This is a genomic window from Coxiella-like endosymbiont of Rhipicephalus sanguineus (genome assembly GCF_018687865.1).
In genome coordinates, this window is sequence record NZ_NIQB01000008.1 from 79503 (window position 1) to 106036 (window position 26534).

Sequence of the window (26534 nt, forward strand, 5' to 3'; positions counted from 1 at the left end):
TTATGAAGACTGCCATACTAATAAATAACAATAATCTCTATTCCCGAAGATGGCTCGTTATCGCAACTATTATGATAGTTGCTATCTTAGAAGTGCTGGATTCTACCATCGTTAATGTCGCTTTACCCTACATAATGCCTTCACTCGGAGCTAATCAAAATCAAATTACGTGGGTATCGACTTCCTATATCGTCTCTTCAGCCATTATGTTGCCTCTGACTGGATTTTTTAGCAGTCGCATCGGTCAAAAACAATTACTTTTAACGAATATCAGTGGTTTTATGGTAGCATCCGTTTTGTGTGGAATTGCACAATCCTTATCAGAAATCGTCATTTTCCGAGTTTTCCAAGGACTTTTTGGCGCTTCCCTTATCCCCTTATCTCAATCTATTTTACGAGAAACTTTTCCCCTGGAAGAACAAGGCAAAGCGATGTCTATCTGGGGAATTGGAATTATGGCTGCGCCGGTATGCGGACCCGCTTTAGGTGGTTTTATTACAGAACATATGAGTTGGCGGTGGATTTTCTATATTAATCTTCCAGTATGCCTATTAGGTTTAGCATCGACGCTAATGGTAATTCCCGAAACAGAACGTCGTTATCAACGTATTGACTGGTTGGGGCTAATTTTAATGGTCATTGGCGTTGGTGCTCTACAAATTTTTCTCGACAAGGGTAATGAAAATGACTGGCTAAATTCCAATCTAATTTTAATACTCTTGGTAATGGCAATTTTTTGTACGATATATTTTATCATTCGAAGTTTAACCCATTCTTCTCCAGTCGTTAAATTAAAAATTTTTAAAGATCGCAACTTTAGAATTTCCTGCCTGGTGCTTGCTTTATTTTCCGGCTCGTTATTTGGCTTAATTACCTTAGAACCTATCTTATTAGAACGTTTATTTAATTATCCGGCTCTAACCGCAGGATGGACGATGGCGCCTTTAGGAATTGCTAGCTCAGTTTCTATGATATTTGTGCCACAATTAATGAAATATATTAACATTAAAATTATTTTAACCACCGGTATAGTATTTTGCATTTACGGTGCCCTTCGATTTACACACATCAATCTAAACTCATCGATTCAGGAATTTTTAGCGAATAATGCCTTCTTAGGTTTTGGTATGGGATTTCTCATGGTACCACTTACTACTTACTCCTTGGCTACTTTACCTAAAAAGGATATTACGGAAGGTGCTGGTTTATATAGCTATTCGCGAATGCTCGGAACATCAATAGGAATTTCTCTCTTAAGCACACTCGTCAGCCGTACCACACAAATTAATTGGAATACTTTCTCAAGTCACATCACCATTTACAATCCTAATCTTCATCAATTGGTTGCCTCCCAACAATTGACTTTTCTACACCATTTAGAAGTCAACCGCCTCGGTTTGATTGCGCAACAACAAGCAAGTATGCTCGGCTTTTTGGATGGATTCAGAGTCATTGCTATTATCTTTATCTTATTGATACCATTGCTACTCACTTTGAAGACCATTGAATTACACAGCGATACCAGCGTTGCTTCACATTAGAAAGGTGAAAAAAAATGGAATGTACTTTCTGCAAAATTGCTAAAGGTGAACTTGGAGAATTAATTTATGAAGATGATCAGGTAGTAGCTTTTAACGATATTACGCCTCAAGCTCCTACCCATATTCTCATTATTCCACGTCATCATATTTCTACAATTAATGATACATCCCAATCAGATGAGCAACTTTTAGGACATGTGATAACCACAGCGATTCAGCTCGCTCGGGATAATAACATGGCGAATGCGGGTTATCGTCTCGTACTCAATTGTAACCGGGGCGGAGGACAAGTCGTATACCATATCCATCTTCATCTACTCGGAGGACGCCAAATGAATTGGCCGCCAGGCTAACTCTATGATCGAAGTGCGGTTTCGGCATGCCCTGAAACTCTACAAGACAATCGGAAATCTAGAAAATGACCAATACCACAGAAAAACATGTTGAAGCTATTTTAATCAACCTGGGGGAAGATATTCATCGTGAAGGCTTAAGGGAAACCCCTCGCCGCTTTCAGAAAGCCCTAGAATCTCTTACCTCCGGCTACCAAGACAAATTGCATGAGATTGTTAACAACGCCATTTTCGAATCCGATATGGACGAGATAGTTATCGTTAAAAATATTGAGCTTTATTCGCTATGCGAACATCACCTTCTACCTTTTATTGGCAAATGCCACGTAGCTTATTTGCCAAATGGCAAGATCATCGGTCTTTCAAAAATTGCACGTATTGTGGATATGTACGCCAAACGCTTACAAGTCCAAGAAAATCTCACCAAGCAAATTTCAGAATCTATCGCTAAAGTCACGGATGCCAAGGGAGTCGGCGTCATTATTGAGGCAAAACACCTTTGCATGATGATGAGAGGGGTAGAAAAACAAAATTCTAACATGACAACCTCCATGATGCTTGGTACTTTCCGAAAAGATGAGCGAACTCGGGCTGAGTTCTTGAGTTTGATTAGGAATTAGCTGATGGTATACTAACCTCCCTCAAGCCGAGGTGGCGGAATTGGCAGACGCGCCGGATTCAAATCCGGTGGTGGCAACACTGTGAGGTTCAAGTCCCTCCCTCGGTAGTTAAATTAAAGTGTTACAACACTTCCAAGTTAACCACTTTACCCACTGTATTTTTGCGTGACTTTTGCGGGAGTGAGTTCGTTCTATTTTTACCACTAAGATTTTGTTAACAGCAACTTGTTATGTTATCCAACTATGTAGAATCAATCATTATATTACATCTTAATTGATTCGTTAGATAATATTAATGTGTAATTTGCTTTAATATTATTAAAATAAAAATCGCTGGCGTATACTATATCAAGATAGGGTACATATTATGTCACCTTAGCTTAAGCGAAGTTATTGCCTTGAAAAGAACTACTCTATCAATCCAATTGCATAGAAACTTATCATTTTGGTATAAAGTTGTCTATAGTCCAGGCGCAGATATTAGAGATGTTAGAAAGATCGGTGCATTTACACCTACCGTTGCAGATAAAAAAACAAATGCATTTAAAAGTACCACTCCAGAGCCTAAAAGTTCCACCCCAGAAGCGCTTATAAAAATAAATCCAAATATCCCATACACCCATAAAAAATATCAAGATGTTAGAGGTTTTGGCACGATAATAGGTAAGGTTACAGATCAAATAACAGAATGCGCTGAAATTCTGAAAAATTTCGAAGCTTACGAAAAGATAGTGGCTAGAATGCCTCCAGGTCTATTGATACCCCCACAGGCACTGGGAAAACAAGCCTTTGTTGGGGCAGTAGCTGAAGAAGCCAATATATGGTGGTTGTCAAGTGCAACGCAATTTAATAATCCATACTTTGGTAACTCTCCGAAAAGAATGTACGTGATGCATTTGAGAGAATGCGAGAAAGAGCGAAAAGAGAATCACGACTAAGTATTACTATTCTATAGATGAAATTGATGCTATAGGCTCACGTCTTAACTCTAATGATGATAGTGATGCGAATCGTAGAGTATTGAGTGAGTTGCTAATTCAGATGGATGGAGGGTCTAGGAAGAATGAAAATTTTTTTTGTAATTGGCGCAACTAATGCTCCTGATATATTTAGACCCCTCCATTAAAGCGTCTAAGAAGATTTGATAAAATTATTAAAGTTCCACTTCCTAATCATGAAAACCGAAGAGCTCTTGTAGAGTTTTATCTATCATTTACTTGTTTATAATACGAGGAGTATCAATGATGAATTTATGGAAGAATTCGCATCGGATTTAGAAGGTTATAGTTCACAGTACATCAAACATCTTATCAACAAAGCAGCAATTTTTTCAGTAAAAAGTCATGCAATAGCAATAAATAGAAATCAGATGCTAAAAGATATCAGAAGATTTAAAGAGCACAATACCAATGCCACTCAAAGCCTATAAGATATCTATGCTCCGGGACGATGAATGATGATAATGATTTTAAAAAAATCATATCGACAATACAATCAATATCTAACGTATAACGAACACCTGGTGAAACTGAAACGGTAATAATAAAGAGCCGTATACAATCCACCTAAGAAAACGATTTCAGAACATAAATCACCCACCTTATCTGCTACAAATGCAACATTCTAATATTAGCAAGTTTAATTATTTTATTATTTTTCCTTTTTTAATAATCTTTTAAGAATTTGGTAGCTATATTGCGTTCACACGGAAGTCTTCAATAAAAATGATTAATTTAGATCAAATTAAAAAGATTTCAACTAAATTTCCTTTCGTAAGAGATTGGTATTACAATTTAGTCAAAATAGTTCTTTTATTTTTAAAAAATGCGTTCATTATATGGGGAGATCTATGCTATACAATTTATCTTCATTATATAAGCCAAATAATTTTGGATATTATCTAAAATTCAATGATAAGAATTTAATTAAAACGTTGGAAATTTTAAAAGAGACACTATTAAAAGAGACACTAAACAAAGTTAATGGTAACGCTTGCTTAGTCATTGCGAATAGGTCCCTTATTTAAGCGTAAACCAACACCTTTTACGGCGCAGAAGCGCTTGATGGCTTGATTTTCTATGCAATCGACATTAAGGAATAATACCAATTTATTGAAAAAAATCCTACATTCGCAAAATGCTATAGCACTTTTTTGGAAGATTTATTATAACATAACATGAATTGAGTCTTCTCTAGGACTCACCTCAAAAACTATATCAACAATTTTTAGCGAAATATTCAGATTATCTTGACAGAATTCCTCAATGGATGGTCACCACTTATCTGAGTATTACGATGGAAGCCTTGAGTCGCTTAAAAAGCGGAGTTAAATAACAGTCTCTCTATTATTTAAATATGCTTTCGTACCTTTATGCTTTCGTACCTTCCATAACAATTAAATGAGGATCTGTTAATCTATTTATTATTATACCACGGTGTGGTATCTTACTTTTACAATGAGGACATTTTGGATTTGCTTCCAGAAGAAAATTTCGCTTCACAATTAGAATTAGGAAAAGATTGGACTATATCTTCCAATAAATCCTCAGATATATTATTCTACATAACCTTTTTAAAATCAGATTTCCTTAAAATTACATTTGAGCAGATATTATAATAAAAATGTGGGAACGCCTAAGACATCCCGCTATATCTCATAAAATGAAAGTTATAATTACAAAAGGGACATGTTCCTTTATAAGGATATTTACCTTTAGTAATAAAATTTTTAATCGACCTAATAAATTGGAAGATATTTTCAACTAATTAGGCTTAATACACCCCTGCGTACCACTTTTCGGCACATCACCGAAATCAATCGGTAGTTAATTATCCATAATTACGCAGAAGAAGCAGCACAACGATAATTTATAATTTACTTCATCTTCCTCTTCATCTTCGGAAGAGTGCCCCTTCACGCCCCCAAAGCCCCAGTCCTGCGTTTATCAAAAATTAACGGTAGCTGTACTGGATTTTCATTAAAAGCTTCAACCATTCATGTTAAATATTCTAGGATTTGTAGTTTGTGTCTGACAGATGTTCCAAGAGTTTTTGAACGGTTTTCTCACTAGCTCCCACTACCCACTATTAGGATTTTCATATTTCTCATTTACTTATAAGGAGCTTCTAAAAGGTGTTTATAAACTTTAGCATATGACAAGCTAATGGGGGTGGATTACGTGCCTAACGGCACTAATCACCCTACCTTCCTCCTCTGAATAGGCGCGTAATCCACCATATCCTTTAACCTTTAATTTAACCTACCCGGCCACAGATTTAACGGCACTATGCCACCTATAAGTAATTTTTACTAAGTAAATGATGTCCGCTATGTTAATAGTATTTTAATCTAGACGTGTTATCTTTATCCATACTATAAAATTAGGGAGAAGTATTAGAAGTAAATCCACAGAAAGAAGAAATGCTGGGTTTTCCAATCTAGAAGAGAATAGGCAATCCGAAAGAGAAGAGCTCTTTAATCCGAACACCTTCCTTCGATCAACCCTGCAAACCCTTCTTTCGATGCAAGCACAACAAGCATTTTCCAGTCAGCAAAGAAAAAGCTATCATTGAAGAGGAACTAAGAAGAGACGAGTTAAGGAAAGCGGCAGTAAGTATAGTTTAGCGCGCTTTAAAAAATCTTCCTTAAAGGAAGCTTTCTTTTAAGAGGTAAGCAAACTAAGAGATCTTAGATGTCGTTAAATCAATAGATTATAATAGATGAAACGTAAAGCCCATAGTTGGCGAAATGAAAGCCTAAAAAGAAATAGATAAAATAGATAATATTGTTAGTGCCTTTACTTAAAATCCCTGAACATATTTTCTAGCAATTTCCTGTCTATTTAATGGTAAAAGATAGCAAGAGTTAATCATTTCCTCAAAAAAACTTTTTGGAACTATGGGATTTTAATTCGATCGATGAAATTATTGGTATATATGATGACGATTTAAAATGTGAAGCTTCTCTATTTTCTGAAAATTTCAGGCAACAAAATAAGAAAGCGAGAGAAAAAAATTAAAAATTCTAGATATCTACCGCTATGCAAATGGAAATATTTGGACACTGATTACTGATAAACAAGGCATATTCGATAAAAATAAGAATTTTATTCGAGTAATAAGTCAAGTATCTCTACTCAATAAATATTTAATAAAACGTGCCTCGCTAATTCTAGAAAACAGTTTAACAAAAGAAGTAAGAAATAGTTATTTACTAAATCAACCAATTTCTTCTTTAAATTTATCTCCACGCAAAAACGAATGTCTTTATTATTTATTGTGAGCAAAAACAGCTAAACAGGCGGATGCTTTACTCGGATTATCTCCCAGAACGCTGTAGAATCATAATAACACTCTTAAATGTAAATTTAACTGTCAGAGTAAATTTGAACTAATTGAAAAGGCTATTTTCATTAGCTAAAAGCCGTTGTGACGGGCGCCCGATTTGACAACCATTCCAATTCTACGTTGTTTTCAATTACTTTCTCATCTACCAAGCTTTGATAAGCTTTAGATACTATGAGGGGATTGATTTGATATTCCATGCTGATTTTTCTAATCGATGGAATCACCCCCCTCCTTCGGGATAGCTTCCATCTACAATCACTTCAATAATTTTCTCTTTAAGCTGTTTATAAATGGGTTGTTTGTCTTTCCAGTGCATCGTCTCGCCTTCGCTTTGCTCTAGTGCCTCTGGCACGATGATCCACATCAAAATATAAGCGATAATTACAAAGCTTACCGAAAATAAAATCTACTAAAATATCACTAATAATAAAGAACCATCCGCATGATTATTGGATCAACGTTGAAACATTCACCCTCACACTCCAGCAATCTTACGGTTGGTACAGGAACGATATAAGCATTTAATTGTATAGCGCTTACAAGCTAAATAAAAATGTTTTTCGAGTAAATCCGAAAATATTCCCTGATAAACACCACATCGGTAATCCAAAGGTGAAATCATATTTTTTACCTCCGCGCATTTGGCTGATAATATTCATAATATGCTCGCCCCGTTCGGGGAAATATTCTGCAAGCCATTCTTTGAATAAATCTTTAATTTCATAGGGCAGACGAACCAGAGTGTAGTTCGCATGCTTTGCTCCCGCTTCACTCGCTGCTTTTTTTAGGATATTCTCTAATTCCTTATCATTAATCATAGGTATCATCGGAGCTGCTATCACGCGAACGGGAATACCTACTGTCGTTAAATGTGAAACAGCTGCTAATCGAGCTTTAGGTGTGGAAGCTCGAGGTTCTAATATTTATTTTAATTCATTGGAAAGTGAAGTAACACTTATCGCTACTGTTGTTAATCGCCGTTTTACCATGGCTGTTAAAAGATCGATATCCCGTTCGATCATTGAATTTTTAGTAATAATACTCACTAGGTGATCATAGGCATTCAAGACTTCTAAAATACTACGAGTTACTTTTAAGTTTCTCTCTACCGGCTGATAAGGATCAGTATTAGCGCCTAATATAAGGGATTTACAGATATAACTGGGCTTGTTAATTTCTCTTGTATGTAATTGCGCCGCGTTAACTTTATAAAAGATTTTCGTTTCGAAATCGAGTCCTGCCGATATGTTCATATAAGCATGACTGGATCTCGCGTAACAATAAATACAGCCATACTCACAACCCTGATACGGATTAATCGATTATTTAAAACCAATATCTGGAGAATCGTTACAGGTAATAACCGTTTTGGCATTATCTTTAAAGAGCGTCGTTTCTAATCGAGACAGCGATTCATCTTCTGCGTTATTGTCCCAACCATCATCAAACTTCTCATATTTTTCTTTCTCAAACTGCTCTTCCGGATTACTAATAGCACCTCTGTTTTTGGTAATCATGATATTCCTCAACATGAGTAAAGCCTGAGAGTACTCAGAAAAAACGTAGACTGATCATTTCACAAATGAATATTAACTTTCTTACAAGAGATAAGAGAGATTTTATGCCTCATGCAGAAACTGTTGATTTTTTTTTTAAAATGGTCCGACACTGTTTTCTGCATATTTGTATTTGCTATAAACGAGCCTCACCGGGATTCCCAAAACAGTTAGTATTTGAACCAACAAACCCACTCCACTTTTCCATGCAGGATCTCGATGAAGAGATTTGTTTCCATCTTTACAATGAGATTCAATCTTTGTTGATACATGCTCATAACGTCCCTGGCCTGCGTTCGTTGATACAACAGTGATTTTTCAAAAAAATGTATTGTAAGAATGCCTTGTAATTCTTGAACGAAGGATTTTTTCGTAGCATGATCTCTTTTTCTTCTGCTATTTTGTGTGTTTTACAAGACCCGGAGGCTTCATTTTTTTAATTTCTTGATTCAAAATTTTTATATATTCTTTATTTTTATTCTTTATTTTCTTGATCTAATTTTTTTTATGAGGACAAATAGGAGATCTGAATCTTTAACAGCTTCTTGAGCTTTCTAGATTTTTTGATACTTTTCGGAATTCTTGTACTTCTGATCGGAATTCTTGTATTTCTGAAGTAGTATTGCTTCCTTTCTTTAGAACCGTCAGTCACGTCCATCCAAGAGGTACCATCAAGTTTCTAGGTCTCTTCATTACAAGGATGAATCATTCTATAAATTTCTTCATTGCTTTTTTGATCTTCACCAACGGCCTTGACCGCTATCATCCAAGAAGCAAACCCAATCATGAAGTTCATTCTACTCTGGATGTCAAAGATCTCCTGAACCAGAGTATTTCAAGAATCATCCTTTCTTGCTTTTGATGCATTTAAACAACTATTCAAAAATTTCTCTTCAAAAATAATTTCTACTACTATTAGCTACAACGGACATCATAAAAAAACCGTTTTCCGTTTCCCTTTAATTTACCAATTATTTATTTCTCAAATTTAGTGCGTAACAGGTCCTGCTACTTCTTTCTCAAAAGACTTCATTTCAGCTACCGGAGATAATTCTGTAGAAGAAGATTCAGCTCTATTTTTCGTCCACAGTTTCTTAGTTTTTTCATAGGCTATATTCATAAGCTATATTAAGCTATATTCATAAGCTATATTTTTTAAATATTCATAATGTGTGTAAACTTTAGAAACGCCAGAATCAATTTGGTCAAGATTTTGTTGGATCAAAAATTCTAAAATTTCAGGAATACTTCGAATAACCATCCCACACTGTTAACCATTCTTACTTTAAATTTAAAGAGTAACATACTAATGTTAATAAAATCTTAAACCGTGGAAGTTTTTAATTCTAAAATTCAAAAAAATAATTAAAAATTATATTCTTACATAATACACGACGGGTAAAATAAAGACATAGAAAAACAATGTCAGGCCGCTTTCAATAGCAACGAGGTGATTATATTTACCGAGGGTATAGTTTAGCACAATAAACAAGGCCTAAGAGAAAACCGACAACAACGGCGATCACAAACTGGGTAAAGAAGGAAGTCTTACCCCAAAATATCTCTTCCTAAGAGACGTTCTAGCGTATTCTGGGCCGTCTCGGCATTGTACCCAGGTGATAAAGACTCAAGACAGACTATGGCAACAATACTCCGTCAACAGTAATTCCTAAGTCCAGGTGGGCATAGCTTCCAGATTAGGGGGGCAGGTGGCAGATACACCAAACTTGATATAAGTTAATAAAAGAAAAAGAGCGGCGACGATGATCATAAAAGGTGCACGCAGTACTGGATTGACCAGGGCTAAAGCACAAACCGACTCAATCACCAATTCCACAGGCATCATAATGTCTGCTTTGGCTCCAATAAAGACAATGAAGTTAATGAAGTTTAAAAACCATCCAGGGGATGACTGTATTCTGAATAGATATCCACTAACTTCCGGTAGCCCGTTATACTAAACCAATGCAAAAATTTATCTTCAAACATCTGAAACACTAACATTGCACCAATGATAATGGTCAATAAATCAAGCTAGGGAAAATCTAAGAGCCGTGCGTAGAAAGGATGATTGTGACGAAAAATGACCCCAGAACTTCGCTCTTGATTGGAAAAGTGCCGCTTATTTAGAAACAAACTAGTCAGGGTGAGAATAATAAATTCAATCGAAGTTTCCAAACCTAAAAAATTGGAAAATTGATTCACGTTGTTAGATAAGTAATTAAGATACCAAAATAAATGCCCAATAAAAAAAATAAGAAAAAGATTCACCCAAAGTTGATTATTTTGAAATACCTTAGGTCCTCAAAATCCTGAATGTTTTTTTCGCTTCAATAAAGCATGAACAAGTAACGTCGCTAAATAAAATACACGCCATATAGAAAAACGGCAAAAGATATTCAAATAACCATGTGCCAAAAACATCCAAGTGTGCTAAAAAAATAATAAAAAAGAAATATTATCGTGGTGCTAACTAAAACAACCATTCGCATAAGAAATAAGATTAATAATATGGCAGTAACAAAAAAGAAAAGAGCTATTAAAGGCGCCAATATCCATCTGTAACAATTTACAAATAATAAAAGTTCTTGAAAACAAGCTAATGTATTGTAACTAACCAGAAAAATGAGCCTTTGATGCATTCCGCTTACAGAAAAAACGCGCCCCTAATTGTGCTAAGATAATTTCTGAGACGAGAACCTAATGGTTTTTTCTAAAATTTTGCTTTAGTAAATATCATTATACCTCCCTTCTATCCAGAAAATCAAAAAAAATTAAGCCTTGTCGATAGAAACTAAGCTATACTGAGAAGCTAAACGAATAAGACCAATATCATTTAAGACCAATATTATTTAAAACCAATATCATTTTTTAACTCAAATTTCCTATGCATTCTATAACGAAAGGCATTTACGGTCTTTGAGGCGATAAATAATTTGGTGGTAATTTCTTTCACTTTTATTTCTTTAGCTAAAAGCAACAAAACTTCCATTTCTCGTTTGCTGATTTTATCAAAAAGCGAATCCAAATTTTTATCGGCTTTATTTAAAATTAATTGATTCACTACGAGGGCCCCCAGGGCTTAGATAACGTTGGCTACTGTGAATAGCCCGAATAATAGCTCGCTAATTCAATAGAATTTCTGGTTTTCGTCATAAAGCCTTTAACTCCAGCCCTCTAATAAGCGCATTGGTAAAACGTCACTCTCCATAGCCGTAATTAGCAAAACTTTTATATCGGGATTGCGACGGAGAATCTTTCGAGCTACTTCCAGCCCATTTATATCCGGCAATTGAAAATCCAAGATCACAATATCTGGTTCATTTTCGTGTATTAGATTTAGCCCTTCTTCACTGATGCTAGATTCGCCAACAATGGATATACCTTTAACACCGTCCAACATCAAACAAATACCCTGACAAACCATCACGTGATCTTCAACTAAAAGTACATTAATCACCACTAATTTCTTAATTTTGGCGAATTTACCTACTTGGGTAATTTATCAAATAGTACTAGATTAATTTTAAAACAAACAAGGAATAGTGCTTATAAGTGTAATTATTTCATTATATTTAAAATTTACCTGATTAGGTATGCTATATCTTGATTAATGAGCAAGATTTACTAGGAGAAAAACTATACAAGTTAAGGAAGTTATTTCTAAGAAACCAGCTTATCTATCCCCTACCAGTACAGTAGCCCCTACCAGTAGCATAAAGGAAGCAGCTAAAAAAATTGCGGAATTAGATTACAGCTTTATTCCAGTAAGAGAAAATGATCATTTAATTGGCACCATTACTGATAGAGATATTATTGTACATTTCATTGCAAAACGAAAAAATCTCGATCAGACCTCTATTCACGATGTGATAAGTCAAAGCATCAAATATTGCTTTGAAAGCGATGATTTGGATGAAGCTGTAAAGCATATGGAAGAAAAACAAATCTATCGCTTTAGTAGTACTTAATGATCAAAAAAGACTGACAGGAATCCTTTCCTTAGGCGACATTGCAAGAAAGTCAAAAGATACAGAGCTAAATGGAGAAGCTGTCGAGAGAATCTTGGAAGACGAAAATCGTATCCACTAAGCCTCTTTTTAATTCTCGAATCTACGCTGCTTTCCTCATTGATAAATACCTAAAGCGGCGTTATTTTATTGGTTTTTTTTAAAGTTGGCTCTCCACTATAAGTGCAAAACCCTATATCACTTTATAGTTACCTTGAGAGGCTGTTTTTTTGGATTTTAATTAAGCATAGGTCATTTAGCTAATGAATATCACTTTATTGATAATTTTTTTATTATAGTAGGTCTAGGGGCAGATCTCGTATATGGGCTTTTAGTGGTGGGGTCCGGCTTAATTCTGATGCCAGGCTTCTATTATGTGTTAGATTATTTTTTTCTTGCTCACACAATTATAAAATGAAAATAGCTATCGCAACCACCGCTGCCATAAGCGCTCTGCTTGGGATATCGGCTACTCAAGTCTAATGGCGAAATCAATACATTGACTTTTTTGCTTTTAAAAAAATCGCATCCGATTTATTAATTAGGCACTCTTTTAGCAGTTATTTTGTTAAATATAATCTCTAATACTTTATTAAAGGGCTTATTTGGGGCAGTGGTAATACTCGTTGCTCTTTGGCTAGGCTTCTACCATCAAGAACGGGATAAACACGTTTAGTCACTATCCTCTTTTAAAAATTGAATTCTATCTACTATAAGTTTATTATTATTTTTGCTCGGAATTTCGGTATTTACAGTTCATTACCTGCATAAATGCGGATTAGATCTTAGACGAGCTATTGGATGTGCCACTTTAACAAGCAGTATATTTTCGGCAGTAGCTGCTATTTTGTTAATGGTAACAGGATTATTCAAAATTTGTCTTTCAGGAGACCATGTTAGATTTGTCAATTTGCCCTTGCTTGGAATCGCTGTAATTCCAAGCGCTTTAGCAGGATATTTTTGTTCAAAATTAAGTATAAAATTGCCTAGATCACAATTAAAATACGTATACGTCCCCTTGATTAGAATTGTGAAATTTTTAATGCTCTGATAAATGCTCCTTAGAGTCGAGCTTACGCAGCCATTTTTCCAGTTCATATAGTACTTCGACTAAATGCTCTAAACAAAATTCAAAAGCATGAACATTAATAATTCGATAAGCTCCCCCTGTAGATTGAAAGAGAAGCCGTATTACTTTATCAATTACTGCATGAATTTCTTCTTTAGGAAGCAAAGTAATTTTGGGTGTTTGTTTCGACGAGAGGGCACTTAAAAAATCAAATAAATCTAATATTCGGCGATGAAGCTCGAAAAGTTGCTTATTTTGAGAGAAACTTCGGATTTGCGCCGACTCCGCTAGAATAGTTTGGACAAGCATATAGATGCTTCTCAATAATTTTCTTTCGAGTAAAAAATAGCTTGGTAAATAAAGCGTTTCTTTTTTACTGAGGATCTTCATTTATTGTCTCTTGCAATAACGTGCTCTGCTTTAAAATCTCATTAATCATATTGTTTTCAATTTTTTCTTGCTCTTTTAAAGAATCGAGGGTCAATTCTTTAGTAACAAAGAATTCAAAAAGTTCTTGGAATTGCTGTAAGGTATTGGTAATACTTACACGAAGGAGCTTTTTAGCGTGGCGAGGAAAAACAAAGCGGCTAACAACGATAGCAATCAAAATTCCAATGAAAATTTCTAAGGTTCGGTCAATAGCTGTTTTTAATGTAGGTGCTCGAGCATCCAATATCATCACCATCGTCGTAGCACCCAGTAAACCAAATTGAGCTATGTCTGTCGAGCTGGAAGCTAAATAAGCAAAAACTCCTATCAATAAAATTAATAGAAAATGAATGATGTTAGGGTGATCTCCTATGAAAAATAAAGCTATACCCGCTAAAAATGCGCCTATAATTGTTCCTAACAGTCGAAAATAAGACTTTCTTATCGCTCCGCCAATACGAATATTCGTGGCCATAACTACGAAGATGGTAATCAAAATCCATTGAGCATTGCCAAATGGAATGTTTTTCCGATAAGTATACCGATCAAACAAGCCAACGCAGTCTTAAAACTCCCAACGATGCGCTCTCCAGATAAACGCTTAACCGAATCAGTCAACTTATTGAAAAAAGCATTCATAATGACTTAATTACTAAATTAATTATCGATTGTTACTAATTGCAGTTTTTTTAAAGGAGGCTAATCCAGACAATAGAAATGTGATTAAAATCAAAAGACCTCTAATATTATTTAAATAATTTTTTTCGCTATTGAGAAGATAACCAAAAATCCTAGAAAAAATAGGTTCAAAAGCATAAATTAATACTGCCTTTCTCATAGATACATATCGCTGATACCAAAATTGCAAATAAAATACAAAACAGGTAACAAAAATTGAGAGAAATAGAATGGGTATAACAACAGAGCATGAAAAATTACCCCCATATTTTCATACGAGAAAGTTAGAAGAGGCAAAAACAACGAAAAGGCAATTTTATAACTCAAAGCTAAAGTAGTATCTTCTGGCTTTAATTTTTTAGAAAAAGCTTGTAATGCCACAATATAACAACAGCTGTAAGAAAAGGCACAAGCGAGCGTCCAAAAATCTCCACTAGTTAATGTAAATACATCGGCATCTATTGTGATAAAAATCCCTACCAGGCATACCAGGCATAATAATGCAGCCGCAAAGTCAAACCATTGTAGTTTTTTCTAAGGAAAACTAATGCGAGAAAAGATACCACAACTACACTAAAGGCTGTTAAAAATTCAGAATTTGCTGAACTTACTGTTTCCAATTCTATGGATTGAAAAACATAGGTGGCGCTTTGAAAAAAGCTAAGTACTACTGTCCACTTTATCATTGTGAATGACGTCTTTTTTCGATAAGAAAGGATAAAAGGTAACAAAATTAAGCTGGCAATAGCTAATCGCAAAACAATAAAAAGGGAAGGCGGTATTACACTTAAAGCGTCTTTGATGAGCGGAAAGGTCAATCCCCATAACAAGGTTAGAAAAAAAAGGGCGCTATGTACCTGTGCGAATTGATTCATAGCCAGATTTTACCATACAAAACTATCTCTTATCCTCATCCTTAATACTTCAACCACGATTTAATTAGATGGAGTATCTAATATTCAAGTTCGACTTTTTCTTTGCCACACAATTGGCTGAGTTGACTCAAAAGCTCTTCGCTAGGCTTAACCTTCCAGGTTTCACCCAACATTAATTCAGCTGATGCAGTTTCGCCTTGGTAAGCAATGGCAATAGGGCATTGTCCTTTCAGATTGCCCTTAACTAACAGAGGCAGCTCCGTGAGCAATCGATTAACTTCTTCCTTTGCTGTGACTCGAATTAACAGTCGTTTGGCCTGTTCTCGCATTTTATCCAGCGTATAAATAAGGTCAGCCACGATTTTCAATCGGCCTGTAAAATCGTCTTTTCCCACCATTCCACGAACAATCAAAATAGTGTTTTTATCTAAATCTCCTGCTACCTGTTGATAAAGTTCGCTAAAAAAAGTGACTTCTATGATCCCGGTACGATCTTCAAGCGTAAGAATAGCCATCCGCTTGCCGCTTCGGGTTATTAGATTACTTATCGCCAATACCATACCAGCAATCACCACCGAGTTTTTTTTCGAAGCAACTAACTGGCCAATGGGAACAGCCCCTATGGTTTTTATTTCCTTCTCACAAGCTTGTAAGGGATGACCAGTTACGTAGAAACCCAAGGTTTCCTTTTCCCCCCGCAACCGCTCGTTATCATTCCATTCGGGCGTATCCTCATAATTTTCGTCCTGTTTTGCATCCGGCTCATTACCAAATAAATCATTTTGGCCCAATTGGGCATTGCGATTTTTTTGCTCGGCTGATTGAAACGCCTTATCTAATGATTTAATCAAAGAAGCGCGTGAACCTCCAAAAACATCCATTGAACCAGATTTAATTAAAGGTTCCAATACACGCCGATTAACTTTTCGTAAATCTACTCGATGACAAAAGTTAAAAAGCCCTTTGAATTCGCCTTCTTCTTCGCGGCAAGCGACAATGTGCAAAACAGCAGCTTCACCAACCCCCTTAATAGCCCCTAAACCGTATTCAATTTGGCCCTTGACGTTGACTGTAAAAGGATATTGTCCGCGATTAATAGATGGCGGCAATAATTCTAACCCCATATCGCGACATTCATTAATAAAACCAACAACTTTATCGGTATTATCCATATCTGAAGATAAAACTGCTGCCATAAACTCAGCAGGGTAGAAAGCTTTCAACCAAGCTGTTTGATACGCAATCAGAGCATAAGCCGCTGAATGAGATTTATTAAATCCGTAACCTGAAAATTTCTCCATTAAATCAAAAATTTGGTTCGCTAAATCAGTCTTTAATCCACGGGAGGTGGAACCCTTTATAAAAACTTCCCGTTGTTTAGCCATTTCTTCAGGTTTTTTTTGCCCATCGCATGACGCAAAACATCAGCAGCTCCCAACGAGTAACCTGCCAACACTTGAGCAATTTGCATGACTTGCTCTTGATAAAGAATAACCCCGTAAGTCGATCGTAAAACAGGTTCTAAATCAGGATGAAGATAATGGACACTTTTTTCACCATGTTTACAAGCGATAAACGTATCTACCATTCCCGATTGCAAAGGCCCTGGACGAAATAAGGCTACTAATGCCATGATATCAGCAAAATTATCAGGTTGTAAGCGACGAATTAAATCCTTCATGCCTCGTGATTCTAATTGAAATACGGCGGTAGTCGCGCAACTTTTTAAAAGTTCATAAGTCTTTTTGTCGTCTAGCGGAATAGTACTAATATCCAACAAAGGTTCATTTTGCGCTTTTCGTTTCGTATTCACACTTTGCACTGCCCATTTGATAATAGTCAACGTACGTAATCCCAGAAAATCGAATTTGACAAGACCGGCCGCTTCTACATCATCTTTATCAAATTGGGTAACTAGATGATCATTATTAGGTTCTGAATAAAGAGGTACAAAATCTGTTAATTTAGTAGGTGCAATTACTACACCTCCTGCATGTTTTCCTGCATTACGCGCGAGTCCTTCTAATTTCATCGCAAGATCAATAAGATTTTTGATTTCGTCGTCTTCTACGTAACATTTTACTAATATTTCCTCTTGATCCATGGCTTTTTTTAATGTCATTCCCAGTTCAAAAGGAACAAGTTTCGCGATTTTATCGACATATCTATAAGGCAATCCAAGTACACGCCCTACATCGCGTAAAACTGCGCGCGCAGCCATGGTGCCATAAGTAATAATTTGTGCTACAGCATCATGACCATAACATTCTGCTACATAATCAATAACGCGATCTCGCCCTTCCATACAAAAATCAATATCGAAATCGGGCATAGAAACGCGCTCTAAATTTAAAAACCGCTCGAATAACAATTCATGTTCTAAAGGATCCAGTTCCGTGATACCCAACGAATAGGCCACTAAAGATCCTGCTCCTGAACCACGACCGGGACCCACTGGAATATCATTTTTTTTAGCCCAGGCAACAAAATCGGCAACGATTAAAAAATAGCCTGCAAATCCCATTTTTGTAATAACATCGATTTCTATTTCTAATCGTTCTTCATAAATGTTTTTTATTTTTGATTTACCCAGGCGCTCTTCTAAACCACGTTTTGCTTGTTCATGGAAAAAATCTTCTTCAGTTCGATTATCTGGAACAGGAAATTTAGGTAAAAAAACTTCATCTAAAGAAACTTGAACATTGCAGCGTTTAGCAATTTCCAAGGTATTTTCTAACGCTTCAGGAATGTCAGAAAATAGTATTTTCATTTCCTCCGTGCTTTTCAAATATTGTTGATTACTATAACCGCGAGGACGACTAGGATCATCTAATAAATATCCTTGTTGGATACAAACCCGAGCTTCGTGTGCTTCAAAATCTTCTTGATGTAAAAAGCGGACATCATTGGTCGCTACCACAGGAATGTCGTAAGCCAAAGCTAATGTAACAGCGGAATGGATATATTCCTCTTCTTGATCACGTTGGGTTCGCTGTAATTCCAGATAAAATCGATCAGGAAAATATTTTAACCATCGTGCTAAGCGTTCTTCTGCTAGAATATTTCGATTCTGCAACAATGCTTGGCCTATGTCTCCTTGCCGTCCTCCTGACAAAACAATTAAACCTTCTTTTGCTTCCATTAACCATTCCCACCGAATGAGGGCTTGCTCACGTTGACGCCCTTCTACATAAGCTCGAGATAACAATTGAATAAGATGACGGAAACCAATTTGGTTTTTACAGAGGACCGAAAAACGGAATAATTCTTCACCTTCGGCTAATATTAATTCAGCTCCAATAATGGGCTTTATCCCTTTGTTTAGTGCCCCACGATAAAATTTAATAAGTGCAAAAAGATTAACTTCATCGGTTAAAGCAACAGCCGGCATTTTTAAATCCACAATGCGTTGCAAAAGTTGATCCACGCGTATCACACTATCGACGATCGAATATTCGCTATGAACTTTTAAGTGGATAAACGAACTCATCAATTAATACTCTGTTTCGGAATTCGCTCTGGATTAGTATTTTTAAACCATCCAGGCTGAACAAACATTGGATTCTAATTGTTTCTGTCACTGTTTGTTAATTGGATAACGACGAATTAATTTTTGCTGATTTTGATGGCGCTCTAGCGCCAATTCAATTAACCGATCTAATAATGCTGAATAGGATAAACCTGTCGCTTCCCACATTTTTGGATACATACTAATATTGGTAAACCCTGGAATCGTATTTATTTCATTCACCATTATCTGATTTTGGGGAGTCACAAAAAAATCTACCCGCGCCATTCCGGAACAACGAAGAATCTTGAAAGCATCAATAGCTGTCTGTTGGATTTTTCCAATTATTTCTTCTGGAAGATTCACGCTGGTCGTGGTAGTCGCACCATTGGGATCAAGATATTTTGCCTCGTAAGAATAAAAATCATGGTTGAATATGATTTCGGCCGGCAACGAAGCTTTTGGGTATCCATTTCCCAATACAGCACATTCGATTTCCCGTCCGTAAATTCTAGGTTCAACAATAAGCCGATCATCATAACAAAAAATATTCTCAGCTCTTTTTTGGAATTCTATTGCACTTTTGACAGGAAAAATAGCTACGGAAGAACCCAGGCTCACAGCTTTCATAAAAAGCTCGGTGGTTTCCCATTGATCAATCAGGCGTTCATAAACTCCTTCAAGCCGGTCAAAAGGCCACAAAGTGTGCCAGTCGACTACTGGTACCTTCGCCGCTCGCAGTAAGCTCTTAGTGATATCTTTTTCAATACAAATGGCAGAACTTTGAACATTAGCGCCACGTAGGTAGATTCAAAAGTTCCAGTAGCCCTGGAGGCCCCATCTTCACCTTGAGTTCCATGAATCATAGGGAAGACACAGTCCAGTCTATAAAAATGCTTTTCACCATTAAGCACTCGCCAAGGTCTTATTTGTTCTCCCAACGCAATAGTAATAGGGACAGCCTTCTCAGCAGAAACTAAATTCTGAGGCCCCTGGGTTAAAAATAATTCTTTATCATCAATAAGATACCATTTTCCACTTTGATCAATATATACCACCAAAACCTTATATCTATCAGGGCTCAATCCTACCACAATGTTTCGAGCCGATTGAATAGAAATTTCGTGCTCCGTGGAATGCCCCCCACAAAGTACTGAAACAGTTAGTTTTTTCCCATAGAGCCCTTACTTAAATTTTGAGAATTAACTTTTTAAAGATAATAGGGAATTGATTGGCAATTTGCAAAACTGGATTCAATGTTGTCAATCACTGTTAAATTGAAATAAGTTTGTTATCATTAACGCACATGAATGATCCTATTAAAATTGCTTCACAAACTGCTGTAACAGCAGGAAATTAAATACACGAACAAAGTCACTATCTTATTATAAAATTAAAAGCCTTAGAAAAACATCAAATGATTTCATTTGTGAAGTAGATATCAGTACTAAAAAAATTATTAATAATATTATTAAAAATTCCTACCCCGAACGTAATCCTCTCTCAAGAAAATAGTCAAAAGGACTCCAATGCAAACTATTGTTGAATAATTGATCCCTTGGATGGAACTAATAATTTTTTACATGGTCTCCTATTCTATAGCGTTTCTATCGCTCTACAAATGAAAGGAGAAATCACAGAAGGGGTTATTTATAATCCTATATTAAATTAATTATTTTTATGCATAAAAAAGGATCTACTTTAAATGGAAAAATATCAGTCACATCCAAACTAGATTTTTACGGTCGTTTATTTTCTGCCATATTCCCCCTCCTATGCTCCGATTCTAGAAAAAACTTATTCACTCACCCTCACAAAATTACACTATAAAATTAAAGAGTTTCACTACAGCGGATCATTTTCACTAGATATGGCTTATGTAGCTGCCGGTTACTATAATGCAGCCTGGACAGGCCACAAGTAACTACTAGGACATTGCTATTAGTTCTTTATTAGTAAAAGAAGTAGGTAGTGTAGCTTATGAAATTAATGGATCAGAAAATACCTTACTAAAGGCAGTATAATTTTAGGAAATCCTATAATTGTGTAAAAAATTATAAAATGCTCTCTTCCGATATGAATAACTAAGAAACAATTTAGAAAAATACTATTTAAATATTAGAAAACCAAGATTAGAAAACCAAGCAGAAAAGCAAATGCTGAAACTTAAAAAATAATCAAAAAAATCAGTGATAGAAAAAGAATAACGCAGATCAAACAATTTAATAACAAACGTTAAAATAGGAATAAAAGCCGCAATAAGACTCGCTGAAAGAGGTGTTGCTCTTTCAATTTCTTTCTAGAAAAAATAAGTAGGAATGAATACAAAGAGCAGTGATAGCAAAATTAAATTAATCAGATCAGCGAAGCTAACCATTAAATTAATATACGCGATCTTAAACACGACAAAAGCAGAGACTAGAAGAAAAAGAAATGAGATTTTTAATACAGAAAGTGTATTAAACCCACCTTTAAATAATTTTACTAAAAATATCAGTAAGTCCTGTCATAACACCTGCAATAAAAGAAAATCTTACAGACAATAAAATAATTTCTTTTCCTGATATGGTAACCAAACTATAATAATGAATAGATAAAAAAAATTAGAATTAAAAATATCATAAATTAAAAAAAAGCATTGATTCCTTGTTTTTTTAGAATCCCCATAGGAACGAAAAAGAAAGAAAAAATTGCCAAAAGTAAAGTGCCAAACACAATACTATTAACGATTGATCCATTAATATATTTTAAAACTACAAATATCAAGATCTAATCAATGCAGTAGATAAATTCAATTTTAACACATTTTTCCATTCTATAGCCATGTTACTTCGTAATTGAGATAGTTTATTTAATACAATAAATTATATAAAAAAAATAAAAAATAATAATTAATGAATTTAAAGTTTATCATAAATGATGCATAAAAACAATAGCTAGTAAAATCAGAAGACTAAATAAAAAAAATAAATATTTGACCAATTCGCATTTGAGATATTCTCATAACTCTTGAAAATAAAAAAATCTTCAAAATATTTCAGCCTATATTTACATTCAACAGCTTCAATCTTTTTATAAAATTATATCTTCCATGCTTCTTTTTATTACTATATAAAATGAAGGCGTTGATAAATGATGTTCACCAAAAATCTACCGCCAAGTAATTCGAAAATTTAGGTCTCTTAAAAAGTTACAAAAGTCTAATATAAAATTCATTTTCAAAATGTTTTTTATCAGGTTTCTAAATCCAAGATAAAGTTTCATCTGATTTATTGAATTTTGTTTCGCTTTAGATTTCTTGTTTTTTAAAATTGTACAATATATTTTTTTATAGACTACATACAGTTTTTTAATTTTCTCTTACGTTTCAATCTTCTTTCGACATTCCTTGTCTATAATTGCATGATTTTCAAAAAATCTTTCCGACAATTTTCATAAGTATCTTGTGCTAGAAAAATCTTTAAGCGCCATACTCTTTATATATGGATACTGCTTAAAAAAAAGAAGTTGAATCTTTTTCAAGTAAGCATCTATATTTTCATCACTTTTTGTAAGGAGCGTCTTCACATAAAAATATCTTTCGTGTACTAAAATTAATTCAACTCTAGAGGTATATAATTTTTTAATGCCCTTATAAAAAGCAAAAAAAAGTTTTTAATACCTAAATAATTTCCAAGATCGGGAAAGTGATTAATAATGCACTCAGAAGATTCAACTTTTTTGTGACAAACTAGCAATATCATTTAAATTGATTTTTTTGTTAAAAATAAAAAAATCAATTTTATTTAAAATAGCGAATAGTTCATAATCTAATTTATCATAATCTAATTTATAGAGATTCTTTTAATATCAGTTTAATATATTTTATAAATAATAATAGCTTCATATTTATAGCTTCATATTTTATAAATAATAATAGCTTCTTTACTATACGAATTCATTTTTAAAACAACACTTTTGAAAAATTACAATTTCTCCAATGATTTTTTTTATAATTTGATGATAGTCTTTTATTAAAACGCTTTATCAATAGAAAGGGAGAAAGTTTAATAACCGACCTAAAAGCACTAGAGTATCCTACCGGATACAGAAGCAACAAACTATTTTAAATTAAATACACGTTTGAACAATCTACTTTAAAATCGTTGAATAATTTACTATATGAATCTCCATATAAATAGCCCCTATAGCTCCTTTTACAATTCACTTCTCTTAATAAGAAAAGGATAATCAATTTTCAGAAAAGACAATTCTTCCATAAAAAAATTCTATAACCTTTTGAATTTTAAACTAATTTTTCTTATTTTAAAATGTAAATATTTGATTCAGCAACTGCACAGCATATCAGATTTTCACTATGCATAGAATTCAATTCCTTTGGTTTACAAATATTAATGACATCAAGTTGTATAATAAGCTGATAACGATAAAGAGGAACTGATTCCTTTATCAGAAATAATAACATTTGGAAGAATGTCGTAATGCTCATAGTCCCACCATTTTCCAGTTTTACTAAATCTAGATTGGATTTCATCCACAATAAGTAAGATTTCATCCTATTGACACTATTCCGTTAAACGTTAAATGTATTCTTTTTGAGGAAAAGTCACGATGGTTCTCTGATAGCATTCCACAAACACAGCCGCAATATTGTTCTCATTAATGTACTCGAACTGCAAACAGTCTGTGAATTCATAAAAAGTCTGATAGTTTAAATATAATTTTTATGAATCGCATAGATAAAAATTGATTGAGTAATCTCATTAAGTATTAATTTTTTTAAGGGCATAAAAAATCTACTTAAACTTAATAAACTCAGGGTTTTTCTATAAAAAGAATTGTGAAAACATAAAAAATATCATTTTGAACCTAATTTATATTTTATAGTCCGCAATCGGGCTATTTTTATAGAAGTTTCAACTGCTTCAGCTCCTGTACTGAATAAACCTGTTTTATAATCTGAAGTATCACAGAAGATAAAGTTTTTACCAATCCTGCCATTGCCTCCATAGGACAAGAATAGCTGGTAAAAACTTCGGTATTCAATTAATCAATAATTACCTGCTTAATTTGCTCATGACCATATCTAGCATTCGCAATCATAACTCCCAAAGAAAAATCAATATAAGATTTTCCCATTCCATCTCTAACTTGACATCCTGAAGCAGATTCCTAAATAATATTCGACTGGCAACAAGCGCCTTTACCTTCATATTTAATAAGCAAATCTAAAAATTTTAGACTCAGAAAATATTTTATTCATATAACCCTAAATAACGCTAACCTTCAGAGCGAGGGAAAAGCATCATTTGCTTCATCGGTTCAAAACTTTTTCGATGAATAGGCGACAAGCCCAACAGATAAATTGCTTTCAAATGAGGCAAAGTTGCATACCCTTTATGTTTAGTAAAACCATAACCTGGATATTGTTTGTCATATTTAATCATCTCCCGATCACGAGCGACTTTCGCTAAGATAGATGCCACACTAATAGCAGGAATACAGCTATCCCCTTTAACAATTGCTTCTACAGGGCAAGATAATTTCGGACAAACGCGCCCATCCACTAGAACTTTGTTAGGAGGAAAATTTAATTGATTCACCACACCCTGCATAGCTAATAAACTTGCCCTCAAAATATTGAAGCAATCAATTTCATTAACATCAGCACTTGCAATGGCATAAGCCTTACAATCTCGAATTATCAATTCGTATAATTCTTCTCGTTTTTTTCAGTTATTTTTTTAGAGTCAGCAATGCCTTCAATTGATTTTTCAGGATCTAAAATAACTGTAGAAGCAACTACAGGCCCAGCTAAGGGACCACGCCCAGCTTTATCTACCCCCAGCAACCAACAGGTCACTGGTGATTATTAGCGAAGGTGACATACTTATTTCCTTTTTTGGGAATTCTATCGTTAAAAACGATGAATTTGTCTACACAAATCTTCAATATCCCCTTTAAATAAAGCTACAATCATAAAACATAAAGAAATCCAAAAAAACTTCTTCGGGTACCAGGAGATAAATTAAATTCAGGAAAAAACCGCTGATCATTAAAATTTACCATAGCCATGAAAGATTAATAGTTATCTTTAAAAATACAAAAAATAGTCAACATAAGCATTGCAAAGGTAAAACAAAGATCAACGCCTTTCCTTCTAAAAATTAAATCCTGCTGCCTTTCCCGAAGTGCCTCTAAATTTTCTTGTGCCTGGTTTGCCTGTTCTTTTTTCATTCTTTACTCCCACTCAATCGTCGCTGGTGGCTTATTCGTAATGTCATAAACGACACGCGAAATTTCTTTAATTTCATTTATAATTCGCTGACCAACGCTTGTTAAAAATTCATAAGGTAATTCTGCCCAGCGTGCTGTCATAAAATCCACTGTTTCCATAGCTCGCAAAGCTACTAGATAACTATAATGACGCGTATCTCCTTTAACACCCACCGATTTTATCGGCATAAAAACAACAAACGCTTGACTCACCTTGTGGTAATAATCATGTTTTTTTAATTCTTCAATAAAAATTGCATCGGCACGTTGTAATATATCAATGTATTCAGCCTTAATTTCCCCCAAAATACGAATAGCCAAACCCGGCCCTGGGAAAGGATGGCGATAAACTAAATCGTAAGGCAAGCCTAACTCTAAACCCAATTTCCGAACTTCGTCTTTAAATAATTCCCGCAAGGGCTCAATAAGTTGCAAATCCATTTTAAGTGGTAATCCTCCTACATTATGATGTGTTTTGATGACATGGCCTTTCGCGGTTTTTGTTTTTGCAGATTCAATTACATCGGGATAAATTGTTCCCTGGCCCAACCAATTGACGTCTAACTTTCTAGCCTCTGTCTCAAAAACTCGAATAAATTGTTCACCTGCAATTTTACGCTTTTCTTCTGGATCCAAAACTCCTTCCAAGGCTTTCAGGAAACGCTCTTTCGCACCAACGCAAATAACCGTTACACCCATATGTTTTTTGAATACACGCAATACTTCGTCCGCTTCATTTAATCTAAGTAACCCCGTATCCACTAACACACACACCAATTGATCACCAATCGCTTCATGCACAATAGCTGCTGTCACAGCGGAATCTACTCCGCCTGACAAGCCTACAATGACTCTCCCACTTCCCACTTTATTGCGAATCTCATGAATGCTTTCTTCAATAATATTCTTCGTTATCCATGTTGCTCGACATTGACAAATTTCTTTAACGAATTGAATTAAGATCCGATGTCCCTGAGGCGTGTGCGTAACTTCAGGATGAAATTGCAAGCCAAAAAACCGTCGTTTAAAGTCAGCTATCGCTGCATAAGGAGAATTATCGGTACTGGCAGTTGCTTCAAATCCCGGGGGCAATTCTGTAACGATATCACCGTGACTCATCCAAACATCTAATAAGGGAATACCTTCAGAAGAGATGCGATCATCAATGTTTTCAAATAATAAGTCAGACTTTAATATTCGCACTTCCACATGACCAAATTCAGCCTTAGCAGTCATATCCACTTTGCCGCCTAATTGATAGGCCATCGTTTG

At 34.9% G+C, this 26534-nt stretch carries 18 protein-coding genes, 1 tRNA gene and 5 pseudogenes; 8 read left to right on the plus strand and 16 right to left on the minus strand.

Going from position 1 to position 26534, the window contains the following annotated elements:
• Positions 1–2 precede the first annotated feature (2 nt).
• The 6 genes and pseudogenes from B1F79_RS00940 to B1F79_RS06725 form a co-directional block, all read left to right on the plus strand.
• Positions 3–1511: pseudogene (locus tag B1F79_RS00940) on the plus strand (DHA2 family efflux MFS transporter permease subunit); the annotation flags it as partial.
• A 44-nt stretch (positions 1512–1555) separates the two neighbouring features.
• On the plus strand, positions 1556–1894 hold the full coding sequence (locus tag B1F79_RS00945; RefSeq protein WP_251365623.1) for a histidine triad nucleotide-binding protein: 339 nt from the start codon (positions 1556–1558) through the stop codon (positions 1892–1894).
• Between the two features lie 65 nt (positions 1895–1959).
• On the plus strand, positions 1960–2514 hold the full coding sequence (gene folE / locus B1F79_RS00950; RefSeq protein ID WP_251365624.1) for a GTP cyclohydrolase I FolE: 555 nt from the start codon (positions 1960–1962) through the stop codon (positions 2512–2514).
• Positions 2515–2539: 25 nt separating this feature from the next.
• Positions 2540–2621 (plus strand) — tRNA-OTHER (locus B1F79_RS00955).
• A gap of 291 nt (positions 2622–2912) precedes the next feature.
• A complete protein-coding gene (locus tag B1F79_RS00960; RefSeq protein WP_251365625.1) occupies positions 2913–3452 on the plus strand; it encodes a P-loop NTPase family protein in 540 nt (179 codons plus the stop codon).
• A 22-nt stretch (positions 3453–3474) separates the two neighbouring features.
• A complete protein-coding gene (locus B1F79_RS06725) occupies positions 3475–3609 on the plus strand; it encodes a P-loop NTPase family protein (RefSeq protein ID WP_372443094.1) in 135 nt (44 codons plus the stop codon).
• 3472 nt (positions 3610–7081) lie between these two features.
• Here B1F79_RS06725 and B1F79_RS00965 read toward each other — a convergent pair.
• The 6 genes and pseudogenes from B1F79_RS00965 to B1F79_RS06735 all read right to left on the minus strand — a co-directional run bounded on the left by B1F79_RS00965 (position 7082) and on the right by B1F79_RS06735 (position 11880).
• On the minus strand, positions 7082–7228 hold the full coding sequence (locus B1F79_RS00965; RefSeq protein WP_251365626.1) for a GntR family transcriptional regulator: 147 nt from the start codon (positions 7226–7228) through the stop codon (positions 7082–7084).
• 162 nt (positions 7229–7390) lie between these two features.
• Positions 7391–8378, minus strand: a pseudogene (locus B1F79_RS00970) (PA0069 family radical SAM protein); the annotation flags it as partial.
• Between the two features lie 1027 nt (positions 8379–9405).
• Complete coding sequence (locus B1F79_RS06240) at positions 9406–9537, minus strand: hypothetical protein (RefSeq protein ID WP_285896337.1); 132 nt, start codon at positions 9535–9537, stop codon at positions 9406–9408.
• Between the two features lie 549 nt (positions 9538–10086).
• Positions 10087–10263 carry a hypothetical protein gene (locus B1F79_RS00975; protein WP_251365627.1) on the minus strand — a complete coding sequence of 59 codons (177 nt, stop codon included), beginning with the start codon at positions 10261–10263 and terminating at the stop codon, positions 10087–10089.
• A gap of 1002 nt (positions 10264–11265) precedes the next feature.
• The gene (locus B1F79_RS06730) at positions 11266–11481 is read right to left on the minus strand and encodes a LuxR C-terminal-related transcriptional regulator (protein WP_372443088.1); all 216 of its coding nucleotides are present in this window, start codon (positions 11479–11481) and stop codon (positions 11266–11268) included.
• A gap of 99 nt (positions 11482–11580) precedes the next feature.
• Complete coding sequence (locus tag B1F79_RS06735; RefSeq protein WP_372443089.1) at positions 11581–11880, minus strand: response regulator; 300 nt, start codon at positions 11878–11880, stop codon at positions 11581–11583.
• A gap of 196 nt (positions 11881–12076) precedes the next feature.
• Here B1F79_RS06735 and B1F79_RS00985 point away from each other — a divergent pair, with 196 nt between their 5' ends.
• Positions 12077–12388, plus strand: a complete 312-nt coding sequence (locus tag B1F79_RS00985; RefSeq protein ID WP_251365639.1) for a CBS domain-containing protein — start codon at positions 12077–12079, stop codon at positions 12386–12388.
• 1078 nt (positions 12389–13466) lie between these two features.
• Here B1F79_RS00985 and B1F79_RS00990 read toward each other — a convergent pair.
• The 6 genes and pseudogenes from B1F79_RS00990 to B1F79_RS06540 form a co-directional block, all read right to left on the minus strand.
• Positions 13467–13820, minus strand: coding sequence for a hypothetical protein (locus B1F79_RS00990; RefSeq protein ID WP_251365628.1), 354 nt, complete (start codon positions 13818–13820; stop codon positions 13467–13469).
• Positions 13821–13869: 49 nt separating this feature from the next.
• Positions 13870–14400 carry an FUSC family protein gene (locus B1F79_RS00995; protein WP_251365629.1) on the minus strand — a complete coding sequence of 177 codons (531 nt, stop codon included), beginning with the start codon at positions 14398–14400 and terminating at the stop codon, positions 13870–13872.
• A 186-nt stretch (positions 14401–14586) separates the two neighbouring features.
• Positions 14587–14793, minus strand: a complete 207-nt coding sequence (locus B1F79_RS01000) for a hypothetical protein (protein ID WP_251365630.1) — start codon at positions 14791–14793, stop codon at positions 14587–14589.
• A 286-nt stretch (positions 14794–15079) separates the two neighbouring features.
• On the minus strand, positions 15080–15478 hold the full coding sequence (locus tag B1F79_RS01005) for an EamA family transporter (protein ID WP_251365631.1): 399 nt from the start codon (positions 15476–15478) through the stop codon (positions 15080–15082).
• Between the two features lie 77 nt (positions 15479–15555).
• Positions 15556–18968: pseudogene (dnaE, locus tag B1F79_RS01010) on the minus strand (DNA polymerase III subunit alpha).
• 87 nt (positions 18969–19055) lie between these two features.
• Positions 19056–20107 (minus strand): annotated as a pseudogene (locus tag B1F79_RS06540) (D-alanine--D-alanine ligase family protein).
• A 437-nt stretch (positions 20108–20544) separates the two neighbouring features.
• Here B1F79_RS06540 and B1F79_RS06740 point away from each other — a divergent pair.
• Positions 20545–20658 carry an inositol monophosphatase family protein gene (locus tag B1F79_RS06740; RefSeq protein ID WP_372443090.1) on the plus strand — a complete coding sequence of 38 codons (114 nt, stop codon included), beginning with the start codon at positions 20545–20547 and terminating at the stop codon, positions 20656–20658.
• Between the two features lie 2728 nt (positions 20659–23386).
• Here the strand turns inward: B1F79_RS06740 and B1F79_RS06745 are convergent.
• The 4 genes and pseudogenes from B1F79_RS06745 to guaA all read right to left on the minus strand — a co-directional run.
• Positions 23387–23536 (minus strand): aminotransferase class III-fold pyridoxal phosphate-dependent enzyme, encoded by a 150-nt coding sequence (locus B1F79_RS06745; protein ID WP_372443096.1) that lies wholly within the window; start codon positions 23534–23536, stop codon positions 23387–23389.
• 729 nt (positions 23537–24265) lie between these two features.
• A pseudogene (rnhB, locus tag B1F79_RS01025) lies at positions 24266–24849 on the minus strand (ribonuclease HII).
• Between the two features lie 218 nt (positions 24850–25067).
• Positions 25068–25223: a hypothetical protein gene (locus tag B1F79_RS01030; RefSeq protein ID WP_251365632.1), complete on the minus strand. Its 156-nt coding sequence runs from the start codon at positions 25221–25223 to the stop codon at positions 25068–25070.
• Between the two features lie 3 nt (positions 25224–25226).
• Positions 25227–26534, minus strand: a 1308-nt coding sequence (guaA, locus tag B1F79_RS01035) for a glutamine-hydrolyzing GMP synthase (RefSeq protein ID WP_251365633.1), incomplete at its 5' end; no start/stop codon positions are given.

What these genes read in the sequence shown, in the direction of transcription:
- B1F79_RS00995 (WP_251365629.1), bottom strand. Translation starts at nt 14,400, where the DNA reads ATGGCCACGAATATTCGTATTGGCGGAGCGATAAGAAAGTCTTATTTT.
- B1F79_RS01030 (WP_251365632.1), bottom strand. Translation starts at nt 25,223, where the DNA reads ATGAAAAAAGAACAGGCAAACCAGGCACAAGAAAATTTAGAGGCACTT.
- B1F79_RS06240 (WP_285896337.1), bottom strand. Translation starts at nt 9,537, where the DNA reads ATGAATATAGCCTATGAAAAAACTAAGAAACTGTGGACGAAAAATAGA.
- B1F79_RS00975 (WP_251365627.1), bottom strand. Translation starts at nt 10,263, where the DNA reads ATGATGCCTGTGGAATTGGTGATTGAGTCGGTTTGTGCTTTAGCCCTG.
- B1F79_RS01005 (WP_251365631.1), bottom strand. Translation starts at nt 15,478, where the DNA reads ATGAATCAATTCGCACAGGTACATAGCGCCCTTTTTTTTCTAACCTTG.
- folE (WP_251365624.1), top strand. Translation starts at nt 1,960, where the DNA reads ATGACCAATACCACAGAAAAACATGTTGAAGCTATTTTAATCAACCTG.
- B1F79_RS00945 (WP_251365623.1), top strand. Translation starts at nt 1,556, where the DNA reads ATGGAATGTACTTTCTGCAAAATTGCTAAAGGTGAACTTGGAGAATTA.